Origin of the sequence: Chryseobacterium sp. 1B4 (genome assembly GCF_036631475.1) — a bacterium.
Lineage (GTDB): Bacteria > Bacteroidota > Bacteroidia > Flavobacteriales > Weeksellaceae > Chryseobacterium.
In genome coordinates this window covers 1172040-1188531 of record NZ_JAPNUF010000007.1, presented here as the reverse complement: position 1 = coordinate 1188531, position 16492 = coordinate 1172040, and the positions used below count along the sequence as shown (strand labels likewise).

The window sequence follows — 16492 nt, the reverse complement described above, 5'->3', positions numbered from 1 at the left end:
AAAGTTTTTGAGTTTGTTTCTAAGCTTTCTATTTTGAGCATTACACTTAAGGTATTGAAATCTTTGATTTGCTCCTTCTTATATGAACTTTTTGCAGCATTGTTTTTAAACTTAATCAAACTACGCCAAGACTTTTGTGACTTTGTGGTTTTAGAATAAATAAGGGAAATGTAATAAACTCTTTCTCCCGGTTGTCATATACATATTGGAAAATATAATATGAAAAACTGGTCTTTTAAAAATGGAACACCGTACTGGGATGGTTCCTTTTCGCTGTTGCGCTTATTACTTACCTTTCAACCATTGAACATTCTCTGAGTTTCTGGGATTGTGGCGAATACATCTCTTCAGCCGTAAAACTGGAGGTTACGCACGCACCGGGAGCCGCTTTATTCCAGATTGTGGGAGCCGTGGCGAGTATTTTTGCATTGGGGAATGCTGAAAATTATTCCATTGTGATCAATGCCATGTCGGCGTTATTCAGTGCATTTACCATTCTGTTTCTGTTCTGGACGATCACCCATTTTTTAAGACGGCTTTTGCATAAAGACTTTGAAGAGATGACAAGACATCAGGAAATCTCCATCCTTTTTGCCGGAGCTATCGGGGCCTTATGCTTTAACTTTTCAGATACCTTTTGGTTTTCAGCTGTAGAAGGTGAGGTGTATGCAATGGCTTCGCTGTTTATTGCGTTGCTGGTATGGCTCATCACGAAATGGGAGAACGAATATAAAGCTGTGGACAGCGAAAGATGGCTTATTCTTATTTTTTTCATCATAGGACTTTCTGTGGGAGTACATATGATGTGTATGCTGGCTCTTCCGGCTATATGTCTGGTATACTACACCCGGAATTACACATTTTCGTGGAAAAGTTTTATCATAGCCAATCTTGTTACTTTGGGAATTCTTGCCTTTGTGTTCAAGATAATTTTCCCTTTGATTATGACATTATTCGGAAAGCTTGAGATTTTCTTTGTTAACGGTTTAGGGCTTCCTTTCCATTCAGGGACAATTGCTGCATTTGTTCTCATGACTTTAATAAGTTATTTCCTGATTCAATATGCCGGAAAAACCCAAAAAAGGTATACCAGACTGTAGTATTATCCCTTGTTTACATGATCATTGGTTTCTCCTGCTGGCTGGTGATTCCGATCAGGGCCAATGCCAACCCGCCAATGAACCTTAATGATCCGGATACAGCCATCGGAATGAGAGATTATTATAACAGGGTGCAATATGGAGACTGGCCTACCATCTACGGACAGAATTACACTGCATTTCTCGATAAAAACGGACTGGAAAAAGAGGAAGACGGAAGTTATAAAAGGGACATCACCGGAGATATTTATGAAAAAGATGAAAAAACCGGGACCTACAGAAAAACCGGGGAAAGATTCAATTATGTGTTTAATAAATCTCATATAAGCTTTATGCCAAGGATGTTCAACGAGGACAAAGAGGTGATGGCTAATTATATTTCTTTGTACGGAGCTCCTGATTTTAGCTTTAATTATGATAACGAAGAGGTGGCAGACAATCCTGAAGCCCACCGTATTTTTGATGAACTGAGAGCAAAATATGAAGGAGATTCTATCACGGCAGAAGACTATCTGAAAGTAAAACCATATGATCTGATCAAGGTGCAGCGTCCTTCCTTTGCACAGAATATGGATTATTTCATCTCGTTCCAGAACGGGTATTATTTTGTAAGATACCTGATGTGGAATTTTGTTGGAAGACAGAACGATCTCCAGGGCCATATGGAAAATACCAAGGGAAACTGGATTTCAGGATTTTCTTTCATTGATAATGCTTTGCTGGGCGATCAGGACCATATACCTGCACAGTTTAAAAACGAAAGTACCGTAAAGTTTTTCTTCCTTCCGTTGATTTTGGGCCTGATAGGCTTCTTTTTCCAGCTCAACAGGGATTTCGGAAGGTTTTATGCCATTCTTTCACTGTTTATTCTGACCAGTGTGGGAATTGTTTTCTATACCGGAGTAAAACCGTTTGAGGTAAGGGAAAGAGATTACGCCATGGTGGGCTCGTTCTATGCTTTTGCCATCTGGATCGGTCTGGGTGCGGGATCTATACTTTGTTTTATTCAGTCTAAGGTAAAATCCAATGCTGTCAATATTGTTTTGGGAGCTGTATTGCTGGGAATTCCTTTTATGATGGGATTTCAGAGTTATACTTCGCATGACAGAAGTAAAAAAACGGCAGCCCGTGATTATGCCTATTCATTGTTACGTTCACTGCCTAAAGATGATATCATTTTTATTTATGGTGATAATGATACCTTCCCGGTATGGGCTATTCAGGAAACAGAAAGATTCAGGGACGATGTGAAAACGGTCAACTTCACCCTTTTAGCCACTCCATGGAATATTGATCAGGTGAAAAGAAGAACCTACAATGCCATGGGAATTCCGGGTGAGCTAACGCATGAGGAATATAGAGACGGAGTGAATGATCAGGTGTATCTGATGAAAAAGAAGACTGGCAAGGGCTTTTCCAAATGCTGAAAGAGCAGGGGGCACCGGAAACCGCTTTCCAGGATTTCAGGAAATACCTGACGCAGGATTCTCTGACGCTGAAAGATGCTGTTAAATTCCTGAAACTAAAATCATCTGAAAAAGACGAACTTCTGAAAATGTACTTTGGTGAAAAGCAATATGAAAAATATAATATTCTTCCGGTAAGTAAATTTATTCTGCCTGTGAACAAGGAAAATGCCGTAAAGGCAGGGATTATTAATCAAGCTGATGTTCCGGATGCAGTAGATCAGATTATGATTAATTATGAAGCGAACACCCTTTACAAAAGTAACCTGATGATGCTGGATATGCTCGCGAATTTTGATTGGAAGCGCCCGGTAAACTTCTCATCAGGCGGAATGTATGACAGTGAAAATGTTTTTTATCTCGATGAATATCTGCAGTTTGACGGTTTCAGCTACAGACTGGTACCTATTCATACTCCTCAGGGATCCGGTGGAGATAAAGGAAGGGTAGATGCCAATTCTATTTATCAGGTGGTAAAAAATTTCAGATGGGGAAATTTTAAAGATCTGAGTAATTATTATGATGAAACAGCAACGTCAAATATTCTGGGCTACAGAGTGTCGGTGAGCAGAGCTGTATCTGCACTTGTAGCAAGCGGGCAGAAAGCGAAAGCACTCGAGTTACTGGAACTTGCTGCAAAAGAAATTCCTGCTGAAAAATACAATGACCCACGTTCACTGAGCGCCATGGTTACGGGATATATTGTTGCAGGGCAGGAGCAGAAGGGGCTTCAGCTGGCCGAAATGCTTAAGAAAGGGATATTTGACGAATATGATTACTATCAAAGTCTCTCACCATCATTTAAAGCCGTGGCAAAAAGGCAGTTGAGGTCAAAACCGATGGAATATGCACTTGTTGTCTCAGCAGTTATTGACGCCTATAAGAACCTGGGACAAAATGAAAAAGCGCATGCCTACCTTTTAAAATCGATTGAGCCCATCGACAAAAAATTCAATGTTTTTATAAAGGGACTTCAGCAGATGGGCAAAGAAAAAGCAGTGAAGGAATCCGAAAATATACGCCAGATTGCTCCTTTTTATCAGTATCTGTTCAACGTTATGGAACCTTTTGATTCCACATATTCCGGGAAAAAGGAAATTGAGATTACCCATGCAATGATGAAAGTGACACAGTAATAATAAGTGAAAAGCCTTTAAGCAAACAGCTTAAAGGCTTTATTGTTTAATTCAGGATTCTTTAATCTGTAAGGTTCTGAATGGCTTTATTGCTCTTCCTTAAATCCGAAGGTCTGGATTGGGTGAATTCATGAAAAGTATCGCTAAAAGCACTGATAGAGCTATAGCCGACATCATCTGCTATCTCGTTGATGGGCTTGTCCGTATTTAAAAGCAGTTCAATAGCCTTGATAATTCTCAAGGTCTTCAGGTACTGCAGGAAAGAAATATCCATATCCGCTTTGAACAGGCGGGACAAAGAACGTTCACTCAAGCCAAACTTGCTGCTTACATGGGCCAGGGTAAGCCTTTCCCCGATATTCCATTCCAGATAAGATACAATTTTCATCATCTGTTTATGGTGAGTAGCCGGAAGAATAATAGGCAATGGCTGTTGATGGGTTTTCGGAAGAATCTTTTTTAATGCCACCAGGAATTCAAAATTTTCGTCTTTTGCGGTAACATGTTTTTCATCCCATATTTCAGTATACTTTATCATCTGGATGAGCAGTTCGGATGCCGGATAAATCCCCAGTCTGCTGTAAAAAGGATCTGAGACGTCATCATGAGCATAAAAATAAAGAGACCGCAGAACCGTTGCGGTGTGCCCGATCTCTAAAATATGCTCCATTCCCTGAGGAATCCAGAAGAAATGTCTGGCCGGTACCACATAGGTTTTGTTATCAATGGTAATATAAGCGATACCGCCTTCCACATAGCTCAGCTGTCCTTTGGTATGTTTGTGAAAAGGAATCAGCTTTTCCGATTTTTCGTGCATTACAAATACACTTTTATCGTCTTTATCGATATCCGGAAGCGCAGCAATTAATCCCATAAAAATTTAAAATAACAATGAAAATGCAAATATAACCATTTGGCCGGAATCATGTAAAACTTGACTATTTTAGATAAATAAAATTTCCGGATTGCCAATAAATTTGCAGTGCAATAATTCAAAAATTCAAATGAAAATTTATGTCGCCGGATTGCTGATGTTTGGAATTTCCTCCACCATATCAGCGCAGACCGGCAGTCCGGCAAAGGATACCATACGACTCTCCCTGAAAGACGCATGGCAGAAAGCGGAAGAAAACAGCCGCCATATCAGAATCAATACCCTCAACGCAGACATTGCCGAAGCCGAAGTAAAAGATGCCAGAAGAGAGCGCCTTCCGGAAATAGAAGTTAAAGGTTCTGCAGAAAAAGCGTCCAATATTCCGATCTATGAAAACGGAATCTTTTCAAAACCTACCCAGCATGAGGTTATCCATACGCTTTACAGAGCCGGAGCAGATTTTTACCTGAATATTTATAACGGAAATAAACTGAATCTAAAGATTAAAGAAAATCAGACACTTCAGAAAATAAAGGATATTCAGAAAGAACAATCTGTTTCAGATATTCATTACAAAACAGCAGCGCTTTATCTGGAATTACAGAAAACATTCATCTTCAGAGATCTTATCAAACAGGATATTGCTGATCAGAAAACGCAGCTGAAAGAAATACAGACTCTTTACAAAAACGGAGTGGTTTTAAAAAGTGACGTTTTAAGGATTGAACTTGAACTTTCAAAACGGAAAATGGCCCTGGTGACCATAGAAAATGATATCCTCATCGCTACACAGAAGCTGAATATTATTCTGGGGATTCCTGATGAGCAGGTTGTTATCCCGGAAGCGCCATCTGGCCAGTGGAATGAAAATACTTCTTATAATGAGTATTTGAAAATGGCGCTGGACCATTCTTTTGACTACCACGTTTCTGAACAGCAGACCGCACTGAGTATCATCAAACTGAAACAGGTAAAAGCGAATGTAAGGCCTAAAATAGGGATGTATGGTGAATTTTATTATGCCAATCCACAGATTTTCCTGTATCCTTACAATCCGTATTGGTATTCGTTGGGAATAGTGGGAATAAAAGCTTCGTTTTCTATCTCTTCACTGTATCATAATACCCAAAAGGTAAAGGCAGCGCAGCTGGAGTTTGAAAAAGAAGAGGAAGCACACAAGGATACGGAAGATAAAGTAAGACAGCAGGTGAAGGAAGCTTATCTGCGATATCAGGAAGCTCTGGAACAGATCAAAGTGGCAGAAGCCAATGTAGCCCAGGCAAAGGAAAATGCAAGAATCATCAAAAATACTTACTTCAGCCAGACTTCCCTTATTACAGAACTGCTGGATGCAGATATACAGCTTCTTCAGACAAAATTTGAGCTGGAAGCGGCAAAGATTATGGCACAGAACAATTATTATTTACTACAAAACATTACAGGCGTTTTATAATACAATGAAAAAAATATACCCCAACCGACAGACTGATCACGAAGATCACAGGATGGATTTCACTTGCTATCGTTGCCGCACTTGCTGTCTGGGGCGGTTTTACCTTAAAGAATTATTATGCATATGAACAGACCAATGATGCCCAGGTTCAGGAATATGTAAACCCGATTATTTCAAGAGCCGGAGGATTCATTGTTGCAGTAAAATTTGAGGAAAATCAGGAAGTAAAAAAGGAGATACCCTTTTAATCATTGATAACCGTGAATATGTTCTTCAGGAAAAACAAACGCAGGCAGCCCTCCGTAAAGCCTGCGCTCAACTGAAAGTCTTGGAAAGTACTACAGAAACTACAGAAAAAGAAGCCGCTGCAGCAATGGATCTGGTAGATGCCAATAAAGCAAAGGTTTGGAAACAAAAGCTTGATTATAACAGGTACAAAAAACTGTATGATGAGGAATCTGCCACCAGACAGCGTCTTGAAGATGTAAAAGCAACCCTTGACATCAATGAAAGTGATTACAGATCTTCACAGGATAATTACGCTGCTTCAATATCCAAAATAAATGATATCCGGGCGGAAAAAACGGTTGTCCTTGCAGAAATTGCCAGACTGAAAGCATTGCTGGACCGTCATAAGCTGGATGTGAGCTATACAGCCGTTACTGCAGCATATGACGGAAGGATGGGAAGAAGAACCGTTGAAGTAGGGCAGATGATTGATGCAGGAGAAACACTTGCATTTATAGTCAATAATGAAACCGACAAATGGGTAGTGGCCAATTATAAAGAAACACAGATTAAAGACATGCATATCGGAGATCATGTAAAAATTGTAGCAGACTCTTATCCTGACAGAGAGTTTAAGGGAACCATTATTTCACTTTCCCCGGCTACAGGTTCAAGTTTTTCATTGCTTCCTCCGGATAACTCTACAGGAAATTACGTGAAAATTGTACAGCGTATTCCTGTACGAATCAGGGTGGATGGGCAAAGAAAAGACATTGATATTCTGAAAGTAGGAATGAATGTAAATGTATATGCCGATAAAAAGCATTCCAATGGCTAAAAGACAGATGCCTTATTTCAAAAAATGGGCTCCTGAGTGGCTTGTTAAAATCATCCTTTTTCAATGACACTGCCGGGAATCATTATCTTTTTCCTTCCGCTTGCGAATGTGAATGCAGCAGCTGGATATTACGGAAGTGAACCGGCAGATATCCAGTTTTCAGTAGCATTATTTTATGCCGGATATGTAGGCTTTTACAGCCTTGAAAGAAGATTTTTCAGTTTCCTGGCTGCGAAAGAGTATTTTCTTGTTTTCACCACACTGCAGATCCTGGCCTGCCTGGCCTGCTATTTTACCCATGAAATTTATATACTGTTCCCGATACGCTTCATGCAGGGAATGCTGTTTGCAGGAAACGTGAATCTTTCACTGACTCTTATTTTTACAAGATTAAGCAGTGAGAGAGGCCGGGAGATCAGCTTTTCAGTATTCTTCGGAATTCTGATCTGCGCTTTGCCTTTTAATAACCTGATCACAGCAGATCTTATTGATTCCTATAATTTTAATATCGTTTATAAAACAGCTATATTCTCATATCTGCCGGGACTTATTTTTCTTACACTGGCCATGAGCAATTACAGAACCCATGCAAGATTTCATTTGTACAAGCTCGACTGGCAAAGTTTTGGGCTGTTCAGTACAATGCTGGTGCTCATCGGATACATAACCATTTTCGGACAGGAATATTATTGGCTGGAAGACAGACGGATTATGGGAAGTGTCATTGGAATTGTTGTTCTGGCAATAATATCCGTATTCCGTCAGCAGGCTATCAAAAGGCCGTATATTGATCTGCGCGTTTTCAGGTACAGAAATTTTAAGGTAGGTCTGCTGATCCTTTTTGTAATGTATATCTGCCGGTTTGCATCAGGAATTGTTAATAGTTATTTTGCATCAGAACTGCATCTGGATCCGTTTCACATTTCCTATATCAATATATTCAACCTTGCAGGACTGGTTACAGGTGTGATCATCGCCTGCTGTATGGTTTTACAGAAGAAAAATATAAGATATATCTGGGGCCCCGGATTTTTAATGCTTCTTATCTTTCATGGATTAATGTATTGCTCTTTTGATGTTCAGGCTGATGAGTTTAATTATTATATTCCATTATTCATTCAGGGATTGGGAGTAGGATTAATTATGGTTCCGACGATTATTTTTATTATCTCCTCAGTTCCTGCTGCCATTGGCCCTTCAGCTGCTGCAACAGCCCTGGCGGTACGATATCTTGGGTTTTGTATCAGCATTGCATTGATCAATTTTTTTGAACTGTTTGAAAAAAGCCGTCATTATAATGCCTTTCAGGATCATTTAAGTGCTGTGGACCCGGCAGTTAAAAATTTTCTTCATCAGCAGACTGCTAAACTTGCTGCAAGAGGAATGTCTGAAGGTAAAGCCGTAAAAGCTGCCAATAAAATGTTGGTTGGAAGGATGAATGTTCAGGATCATGTCCGTTTTGCAATGGACTATTATGAAATGATGGTGTGGCTTCTTGCCGCCTCACTGTTATTGATTTTCCTTTTTCCATATCTCAACCGTACTGCCCTTTATCTGAAGTCACGCAGACTTTCACCTGCGTAAGGAAATGTTTTAACAAAAGTATAGCTTATCAGCTGATTTTATAGTAGAGTGCTGAGACTGTCTGATCAGGCAGTCTCTTTTTCTTATATTTTAAATACTGTGCCGTTCATCACTGGCGAAGCCCGAAAAGTTTAATACAGAGAGGAATAAAACCTATTGAAACAGCAATATAAACTGCTACCCGGATATAGTTAAACGTTTTCCAAAGCGATATTTTTGTTAAGATTTGTTCCGGAACCGAAGAAGCTGCAGCCAGATTCTGAAACTGGATAATATTGGGCGCAAAAAATGTAAGTGTCCATACTCTTACAGCGGCGTGAATGATGAATAATACCCAAAGCCAGTTCCTTACCGGATCTATTTTCCAGCAGAAAATAATGGCAAGAATAAAAGCGATTTCATGCAGTGAGTGGAGTATAATCCAGAAAAACTTCAGGCTTGCTCCTTTTCCATCCTGAAGAAACTTAAATGTCTCGGGTGGGGAAGAAGCCCATTTGGGCACAAAAACAAGGGTCTCAAAAATCTGTGCGCCATTCATAAGAAAATACAGCAAAGTCGTAATGCAAAGCCATATTTCTGCACGGGTTATATAAGTGGTGGTTAAACTTTCCATGGTTTTATATTGTTTATTGGTTGTTTAAATGGTCTGCTGTTTCTTTCATAAGGATTGTTGCTTCCCTGAAATAGCGTTCAATGGTTTCTACTTCTTTTTTGAAAAGGTAGAAATTAAGTGCAGTGTTTTTTGCTGCAGTTCATCGAAAATGGGGCCCAGTAATTTCATGCTGTTCTCAACATTTGGGATAATGACCACTTTTCTTCGGTCTTCCTTAATAAACTGTCTTTTCAGAAGATTCTTTTTCTCCAGACGATCTATTAAGCCTGTTACAGCGCCGGTTGTAAGGCCTGTCAACCTGGAAATTTCGCCGGCTGTAACCGATTCATACTGCAGAATAAGCCCCAGGTATTTATGATCGGTACTGGAAAGCCCTGCCTTTCTGGCAATGGCCTCATGCATGAAGATACTGGCATCGGAATAGGCCCTGCTGGCGTCCCTGAAATTCTGAATATTATATTTTGTCATTAATTTACTTATTTGATAATTATCTTAGTTGCTAAGATATAATTTGTTTTTTATTCTGCCAAACATTTTCCATGCCCAAAACGGCAGTTTATCTGTCAACTATGATTATTGCTGGAAAAATTCAATAAAAATAAATAACGTAATTGTTTTATAAACAGGTGTTTGACTTTTTTGGCAGAAAATTTATTACAAAAAAGTGCCGGAAAATTTGGAATTAAGGAGGGTTTTCCTATCTTTGCAGTCCCTTAAACAAAGGGATTTACTTGAAAAAGTAAGCGGCCGACTCGGTAGCTCAGCTGGTAGAGCAATACACTTTTAATGTATGGGTCCTGGGTTCGAATCCCAGCCGGGTCACTAAAGAGACAACTTTAATAGTTGTCTCTTTTTTTATGAATACATATGGTTGTTTTTCAGTATGTTTAATATTCAGGTGGTAATGGTTGGATTTCTAAGTTATTGTCCTTAAGCGGACAATATTGGGAAAAAGATGAATACTATTATTTACTGCTTTTTAAATTTTCATACTTCATTTCAGCTTCCTTGTCCAGCGGTTCTCTATTTAAATAGATTTTCAAAAATTCAACGGCTTTTTCCGTCTGATGGGATAATCTATACGCTTCGCTCAGATTGTAATAGGGTGTGGCAGAATCAGGAAACTGAGCAGTACACAGCTGAAACAGATGAATTGCCTGAATATATTTTTTCGAAAAGGAACTTTTGCCCGTATCTTTCTATTAAATTCTCCTTAAGGACATATTTTTTGTCTGAATCTGCTTCTAACTTTTTTATTCCGGCAGAAAGACCGTTTTTTTCTACTGTCCGGATAACATCTTTAGTATAGAAAAAGTTATCTGTAGCATTTGTGCTTCCGGTTAATTCCTTTTTGATGAGATTGGAAGCTTCCCAATAATTTTCAACTTCTCCGTTTGTTAAAATTACAACGGTATAGCCGGATTCCGGGAAAATCATCAGTTCATTTGCTATTCCGAAATGTCCGCCCGTATGTCCAAGCATTCTTTGACCATTTAAAAAATTCTCAACGATACCATAAGCGTAAGAACCTTCTTTATATTTCACTTTACCAGTGGAATACAGCTGCGTAAATTCTTTCTTCAGTATCGTGTTTTGCTGAAGAGCTATAGAAAATCTCAGCAGGTCCCCTGCAGTCGAATACCCTCCACCTGCTGGCGTGCCTTTGGTTACATTACTGTACATATTGTTTTTCCAATGCCCTGGTTTTTCTGATAACATTGTATATCCTGTTGCCATATTCGGGATTGCTTCTTCCAGATCATAAGAATCTGTATCCTTCATTTTTGCCGGTTCGAAAATGTAAGTTCTTACATAATCGAAATAATTTAATCCGGAAACTTTTTCAATGATCAGTCCTAAAACCATGTATCCCGAATTGCTGTATTGAAACCCTTTCCCGGGAGAAAATAGTAATTCCTGATGTATAAACAGTGGCAAATAATCACTTACCGTTTTAAATTTTTCTTTCGCTAATTTGTCATGTTCAGTCCAAAAGTTTCCCATTCCGGAAGTGTGTGTCAGTAATTGATGAATGGTAACGGAATCGGCTATGAGTTTATTGGGGAAATCCGGTAAATATTTACCGACTCTGTCATGTAGCGAAAGCTTTCCCTTTTCTGCTAACTGCATAATGGCTAAACCCGTAAACATTTTATTCATAGAAGCCAAATTAAATTTGGTATTTGTTTTATTGGGAATTTTGTCAGCTAAATTAGCATATCCGAAAGCTTTCTTATAGATCGTTTTATCACCTTTGGCAATCAGAACAACACCACTGAAGTAATTCTCTTTCTCAAGGATACGCAGTTGTTTTCTTATGGCAGACAGGTTAACCGACTGTCCAAAAGCTAATGTTCCCCAAAGAATAAAAAGTAATCTGATCATCTCTTGTCTATTGTTCATGTACAAAATTATAAATACAAATACCCTGAACATTGTATGAATGTAAACCATTAAACAAAAAGCCAGAGCATATCTTTCGAATCATTAATGTTTTTGAAAAATAAGGTGGGAACAACACCCGTCAGCGCTTTGAATTCCCTGTTAAAATGAGGCTGGTCAAAAAATAAGTTTTCGTGTGATAATGAAATGAATTTTTCATGGGTCTGCAGAGAAGAGGTAACCTGCCTGAAGCGGTGTATTCTTTTATACAGAGACGGCGACTTTCCCGTATATTTTAAAAATGTCCTGTGGAGATATTGCCTGGACATACCCATTGATTCTGCAATATTATTTAATTTCCATCCTTCTTCAACTTTTTGCAGGATGTCGCGAATCGTTTCGAGCTTAGGACTGCAAAGTTTGGAGATAAGATAATTTTCCAACATATGTGCCTGTTCATCTTTATTATTTATTTTCAACAGATCCTGGATTTTAGATTGATAATCAGGATATGGTTTGAAATTCTCCAAATGATCTGCAGTTGATGATAATGACAATTTAGGGAAAAAATGAAAAACAGCAAGGGGTTTGAAATATATTGTCAGTTCATTTCTAGGTTCTTCATAAGTAACGTTAACGGGTTTGGAAATGTTGTAGAAGAGAAATGAATCCACCCTTTTAACGATTGATTTCCTTATTGTGATTTTGTTTTCTTCAGGATTTAATTCTGTGTCCTGACAAATCGTTGCAAGACAAAAATTACTGGGAAATGTCCAATATTGATTTGATTCCAGCGTATCATGTTCAGAAATAAAATAAAATCCCTCAATATACTGGCTTAATAGATCTGATTTTGGTTTATAAAAAGTGATACTCATACTGACTATTGTATAATTTTCATTTTCTTTTAGAGGATTTTAATATCCACTTAGTCTGTCATTACGGAAGTTTTTCATCAGGCCATTTAATACGCATTTATATTACGAAAAATATTTTTAGCTTAATTATTAATGAGCATATTAACTGTCATTTAAGATCATATTGCCATACTATTCTTAAGTTGTCTGATGTCTGAAAACCTAAGTAGGCGTGTACGTAGCGGTTTAGTATAAACAGAATTTCAAGTTTATAAATATATCATATTCCTTAGTTAATACCTTTTATGTGAAAAATAAATCAACTGTAAATCAGCTGGTTGGGTGTTTATTTGTAATTCATTAAGTTTATTTATATACTTGTTTTATTTTTATAAGTATATTTGTATACTAATTTGTTGAATATGAATTATGATCTTATAAAAGCAGTTGTGGAACTTATTAAACAATTTGCTGATGAAAATGAAGAAAAAGCTATTTATAGCAACAATCTTCAGGGTTTTATAGAATGGATCGAATCTTCCCATAAAGGAAATGAGCTGTCAGAGGAGCCCGGATGGATAGGTAAGGAGATGGGAAGAAGTGAAGAAAGTGTAATCAATACTTTGTTGATAAGAATAAGCAGGTATGCAAAATCTTATTCTAAGTCTGCCATTAATAATTCAGGATTTTCCAGCCAGGATGATTTCATTTATCTGATCAGCCTGAAATCTATGGGAGCGATGTCAAAAATGGAACTCATAAGGCATAATGTTCATGAAAAACCTGCAGGCATACTCATCATTAACCGCTTACTCAGGAATGGCTGGATAGAGCAGACTGTATCGGAAAAAGACAAAAGGGCCAGGCATATTCAGATAACAGAAGAAGGGCTTAAGATGCTGGACCGGCATATGGATGAAATCCGCAAAGCCTCAAAAATGGTGACCGGAAACCTGAGTCATTCCGAGAAAATGCTGCTCATTGCCATACTTTCCAAGTTAGATGAATTTCACTATGCTGTATACAAAATGAATCTTGAAGCGATGGAGCTGCTGGATATTGCATATAAAAGACTGAATTGAGCCGGGTTATTCCCAACTATTAAATGAATAGCAATGAATAAGGAAAAATTGAGAAAAAGGATAGCAGTTATAGGTTCTGGCTTTTCCGGGCTTTCAGCAGCAGCCTACGCCGCTAAATCCGGAAATGAAGTGCACGTATTTGAAAAACACAATCAGCCGGGTGGGCGCGCAAGGCAGTTTACAACTGAAGAAGGATATGTTTTTGATATGGGTCCCAGCTGGTACTGGATGCCTGATATTATTGAAGATTTTTTCAGGGATTTTAATATGAATTCAGGTGATTTTTTTAAACTTGTTGCTTTGGATCCCCAGTTTGAAATGGTTTTTTCAGGTGAAAAGATCTGCATTCCCGGAAAAAATGATGAAATAAGAGCCCTGTTTGAAAAGATTGAGAACGGAGCAGGTAAGCAGTATGACAAATTCATGGAATCTGCAAAATATAAATATGAAGTGGGAATGAAAGAATTTGTTACCAAACCCTGCTACAGCTGGCTGGAGTTTGCTTCTTTAAAAATAGCAGGCAGTGTTGTAAAGCTTGATCTTCTCAGTAATTTCCGAAAATATGTATCCGGATATTTTTCAGACGAAAAACTGAGATCATTAATGGAATTTCCTGTCATCTTCCTCGGAGCTTCCCTCAGAATATACCGGCACTGTACAGCCTTATGAATTATGGTGGATATGTCTTGGGAACGAAATATCCTATGGGTGGCTTCTATCAGCTCGTTCTGGCTATGCAGAAAGTGGCGGAAAAACAAGGGGTTGTTTTCCATTTTAATCATGATGTTCAGAAAATTAATACAGAAGACGGGAAGGTTACCTCAATCAGGGTAAATGATAAAGATTATGAATTTGATGCGGTCATTGCCTCATCAGATTACCATCATACGGAAACCTTGATTCCCAAATCCCTCAGAAATTACAAGAATGCTTACTGGGAGTCCAAAACCTTTGCCCCTTCATGCCTCATATATTATCTCGGAATTAAAGGTAAAATCCCTCACTTAAAACACCATACACTTTTCTTTGAAAATGAGCTGGATAATCATATAGACTGCATTTATAAAAATAAGAAATGGCCTGCAAAACCTCTTTTTTATTCCTGCTGCCCTTCAAAAACAGATCCGGGTGTAGCACCTGAAGACTGTGAGAATCTTTTTCTGCTGCTGCCCCTGGCGCCGGGAATTCATGATGAAGAATCGGTCAGGGAAAAGTATCTGTTGGAAATGCTCGGAAGAATAGAAAAACATACAGGAGAAACTCATCTTATTTCAAGGATTGAGTATAAAAAAAGTTATTGTGTCAGTGATTTTATTTCAGATTATAATGCCTATCAGGGTAATGCCTACGGATTATCTAACACTTTATCCCAAACGGCAGTACTGAAGCCAAAAATCAGGAACAAAAAGATCATGAACCTTTTTATACAGGGCAGCTCACTGTTCCCGGGCCGGGAGTGCCCCGTCTGTTATTTCAGGTAAAATTGTAGCATCTGAGGTCAGTAAACTAAAACTTAATTAATATGAAAAAATTGTTTGATGAGTTGTCTTGCGAGGTGAGCAAATATACTACCCGGAAATACAGTACCAGTTTTTCATTAGGAATATTGGCATTAAAACCTTCCATAAGACCCGCCATTTATGCCATTTATGGATATGTACGTCTAGCAGATGAAATTGTAGACAGTTTTCACGGCTATGATAAAGAAAAACTTTTAAAAAGATTAAAAGCTGAAACTTATAATGCGCTGGAAGAAGGCATATCAATCAATCCCATTCTGCATTCGTTTCAGGAAACGGTTCGTCAGTATGATATTGATGTTCAGCTTATCAACCGGTTTTTGCACAGTATGGAAATGGATCTGCAAAATAGATTACAATTCTGCTTTGTATAATGAATATATCTACGGATCAGCAGAAGTTGTCGGCCTTATGTGTCTGCAAATATTTACCGGAGGAAATAAGCAACAGTTTGAAGAGCTTAAACCATTTGCCATGAAGCTTGGTTCCGCTTTTCAGAAAGTTAATTTTTTACGGGATCTCAAAGATGATTACCAGATATTGGGACGAACATATTTTCCTGCTTTGAATATGTCTGTCTTTGATAATGATGTGAAAGTCCGGATTGAAAAAGAAATTGAGGAAGAGTTCAGAGAAGCATTACAAGGGATTAAAAAACTGCCCGGCTCTTCAATGTTTGGAGTTTATCTCGCTTATAAGTATTACCTGTCATTGTTTGAAAAAATAAAAAAAGCGAGTTCACATCATATTTTACAGAACAGGATCAGGATTGCGAATTCACAGAAACTGCTGGTAGCATTCAAAAGCTATATAAGATATAAATCTGCTTATCTGTGATGGTAAAAAACTGGTAATTAATTCGTTGGAAAATCTTGAATAAAAAATAAGTAATGAGATACAGATTATACAGAGAGCAGCAGTTGAACTGTACCATTGAAACCGCCTGGAAGTTCTTTTCATCCCCTCATAATTTATCTGAAATAACCCCGGCAAGCATGAATTTTGTCGTTCTTTCAGATGTTAAGGATACGCCTGTTTTCAAAGGAATGGAGATCGATTACCGTGTTTCTCCTTTGCTGGGGATTCCAATGAGATGGAAAACCATTATCAGCCAGGTAGATGAGCTTAAAAGTTTTACCGATTTCCAGGAATCAGGACCTTATAAATACTGGAACCACTTCCATGAGTTTATTCCCAATGAAAAAGGAGTATTAATGAAAGATACGGTAGATTACGAACTTCCATTAGGTTTTTTAGGACGGATAGCTCATAGCTTGTTTATAAAAGAAAAACTGAACAGCATATTTGATTTCAGATACAGAATTCTGGATAATCGTTTTAACAGCAAAAAATAATTGG

At 38.2% G+C, this 16492-nt stretch carries 13 protein-coding genes, 1 tRNA gene and 2 pseudogenes; 10 read left to right on the top strand and 6 right to left on the bottom strand.

Annotated elements, in window-relative coordinates; translation table 11 throughout:
* Nucleotides 1–219: 219 nt before the first annotated feature.
* Nucleotides 220–3702: pseudogene (locus OWR28_RS15535) on the top strand (glycosyltransferase family 117 protein).
* 61 nt (nt 3703–3763) lie between these two features.
* Here OWR28_RS15535 and OWR28_RS15530 read toward each other — a convergent pair.
* Complete coding sequence (locus OWR28_RS15530) at nt 3764–4576, bottom strand: AraC family transcriptional regulator (protein ID WP_332387378.1); 813 nt, start codon at nt 4574–4576, stop codon at nt 3764–3766.
* A 130-nt stretch (nt 4577–4706) separates the two neighbouring features.
* On the opposite strand from OWR28_RS15530, the gene OWR28_RS15525 reads away from it, so the two are divergent.
* The 3 genes from OWR28_RS15525 to OWR28_RS15515 all read left to right on the top strand — a co-directional run bounded on the left by OWR28_RS15525 (nt 4707) and on the right by OWR28_RS15515 (nt 8679).
* Nucleotides 4707–6029, top strand: coding sequence for a TolC family protein (locus OWR28_RS15525; RefSeq protein WP_332387377.1), 1323 nt, complete (start codon nt 4707–4709; stop codon nt 6027–6029).
* Nucleotides 6030–6276: 247 nt separating this feature from the next.
* Nucleotides 6277–7095: an HlyD family secretion protein gene (locus OWR28_RS15520; RefSeq protein WP_494168476.1), complete on the top strand. Its 819-nt coding sequence runs from the start codon at nt 6277–6279 to the stop codon at nt 7093–7095.
* A gap of 63 nt (nt 7096–7158) precedes the next feature.
* Entirely contained in the window at nt 7159–8679 is a 1521-nt protein-coding gene (locus OWR28_RS15515) for a beta-carotene 15,15'-monooxygenase (RefSeq protein WP_332387375.1), read from the top strand.
* A gap of 109 nt (nt 8680–8788) precedes the next feature.
* Here the strand turns inward: OWR28_RS15515 and OWR28_RS15510 are convergent, their stop codons facing one another.
* Both OWR28_RS15510 and OWR28_RS15505 read right to left on the bottom strand, forming a co-directional pair.
* Entirely contained in the window at nt 8789–9292 is a 504-nt protein-coding gene (locus tag OWR28_RS15510; protein ID WP_332387374.1) for a transposase, read from the bottom strand.
* An 87-nt stretch (nt 9293–9379) separates the two neighbouring features.
* The gene (locus OWR28_RS15505; RefSeq protein WP_332387373.1) at nt 9380–9760 is read right to left on the bottom strand and encodes a MarR family transcriptional regulator; all 381 of its coding nucleotides are present in this window, start codon (nt 9758–9760) and stop codon (nt 9380–9382) included.
* Nucleotides 9761–10041: 281 nt separating this feature from the next.
* Between OWR28_RS15505 and OWR28_RS15500 the strand changes: the two genes are divergently transcribed.
* A tRNA-Lys gene (locus OWR28_RS15500) sits at nt 10042–10114 on the top strand.
* 143 nt (nt 10115–10257) lie between these two features.
* Here the strand turns inward: OWR28_RS15500 and OWR28_RS27065 are convergent.
* The 3 genes from OWR28_RS27065 to OWR28_RS15490 form a co-directional block, all read right to left on the bottom strand.
* Entirely contained in the window at nt 10258–10431 is a 174-nt protein-coding gene (locus tag OWR28_RS27065) for a hypothetical protein (RefSeq protein WP_494168475.1), read from the bottom strand.
* Nucleotides 10409–11677: a serine hydrolase domain-containing protein gene (locus tag OWR28_RS15495; RefSeq protein WP_332387372.1), complete on the bottom strand. Its 1269-nt coding sequence runs from the start codon at nt 11675–11677 to the stop codon at nt 10409–10411. Before OWR28_RS15495 ends, OWR28_RS27065 begins: the two co-directional genes overlap by 23 nt.
* Nucleotides 11678–11745: 68 nt before the next feature.
* A complete protein-coding gene (locus tag OWR28_RS15490) occupies nt 11746–12348 on the bottom strand; it encodes an AraC family transcriptional regulator (RefSeq protein WP_332387371.1) in 603 nt (200 codons plus the stop codon).
* 605 nt (nt 12349–12953) lie between these two features.
* Between OWR28_RS15490 and OWR28_RS15485 the strand changes: the two genes are divergently transcribed.
* The 5 genes and pseudogenes from OWR28_RS15485 to OWR28_RS15465 all read left to right on the top strand — a co-directional run bounded on the left by OWR28_RS15485 (nt 12954) and on the right by OWR28_RS15465 (nt 16488).
* On the top strand, nt 12954–13613 hold the full coding sequence (locus tag OWR28_RS15485; protein WP_332387370.1) for a MarR family winged helix-turn-helix transcriptional regulator: 660 nt from the start codon (nt 12954–12956) through the stop codon (nt 13611–13613).
* Nucleotides 13614–13646: 33 nt separating this feature from the next.
* Entirely contained in the window at nt 13647–14282 is a 636-nt protein-coding gene (locus OWR28_RS15480; RefSeq protein WP_332387369.1) for an oleate hydratase, read from the top strand.
* Nucleotides 14279–15094: an FAD-dependent oxidoreductase gene (locus tag OWR28_RS15475; protein ID WP_332387368.1), complete on the top strand. Its 816-nt coding sequence runs from the start codon at nt 14279–14281 to the stop codon at nt 15092–15094. Before OWR28_RS15480 ends, OWR28_RS15475 begins: the two co-directional genes overlap by 4 nt.
* Nucleotides 15095–15135: 41 nt before the next feature.
* Nucleotides 15136–15970, top strand: a pseudogene (locus tag OWR28_RS15470) (phytoene/squalene synthase family protein).
* Nucleotides 15971–16023: 53 nt separating this feature from the next.
* Nucleotides 16024–16488, top strand: coding sequence for an SRPBCC family protein (locus tag OWR28_RS15465; RefSeq protein WP_332387367.1), 465 nt, complete (start codon nt 16024–16026; stop codon nt 16486–16488).
* Nucleotides 16489–16492: the final 4 nt, after the last annotated feature.

Bases quoted from the DNA above. Each gene is read 5' to 3' on its own strand.
- OWR28_RS15475 (WP_332387368.1), top strand. From the start codon at position 14,279: ATGAATTATGGTGGATATGTCTTGGGAACGAAATATCCTATGGGTGGC.
- OWR28_RS15485 (WP_332387370.1), top strand. From the start codon at position 12,954: ATGAATTATGATCTTATAAAAGCAGTTGTGGAACTTATTAAACAATTT.
- OWR28_RS15505 (WP_332387373.1), bottom strand. From the start codon at position 9,760: ATGACAAAATATAATATTCAGAATTTCAGGGACGCCAGCAGGGCCTAT.
- OWR28_RS15495 (WP_332387372.1), bottom strand. From the start codon at position 11,677: ATGATCAGATTACTTTTTATTCTTTGGGGAACATTAGCTTTTGGACAG.
- OWR28_RS15525 (WP_332387377.1), top strand. From the start codon at position 4,707: ATGAAAATTTATGTCGCCGGATTGCTGATGTTTGGAATTTCCTCCACC.
- OWR28_RS15515 (WP_332387375.1), top strand. From the start codon at position 7,159: ATGACACTGCCGGGAATCATTATCTTTTTCCTTCCGCTTGCGAATGTG.
- OWR28_RS15465 (WP_332387367.1), top strand. From the start codon at position 16,024: ATGAGATACAGATTATACAGAGAGCAGCAGTTGAACTGTACCATTGAA.
- OWR28_RS15530 (WP_332387378.1), bottom strand. From the start codon at position 4,576: ATGGGATTAATTGCTGCGCTTCCGGATATCGATAAAGACGATAAAAGT.
- OWR28_RS15480 (WP_332387369.1), top strand. From the start codon at position 13,647: ATGAATAAGGAAAAATTGAGAAAAAGGATAGCAGTTATAGGTTCTGGC.
- OWR28_RS15510 (WP_332387374.1), bottom strand. From the start codon at position 9,292: ATGGAAAGTTTAACCACCACTTATATAACCCGTGCAGAAATATGGCTT.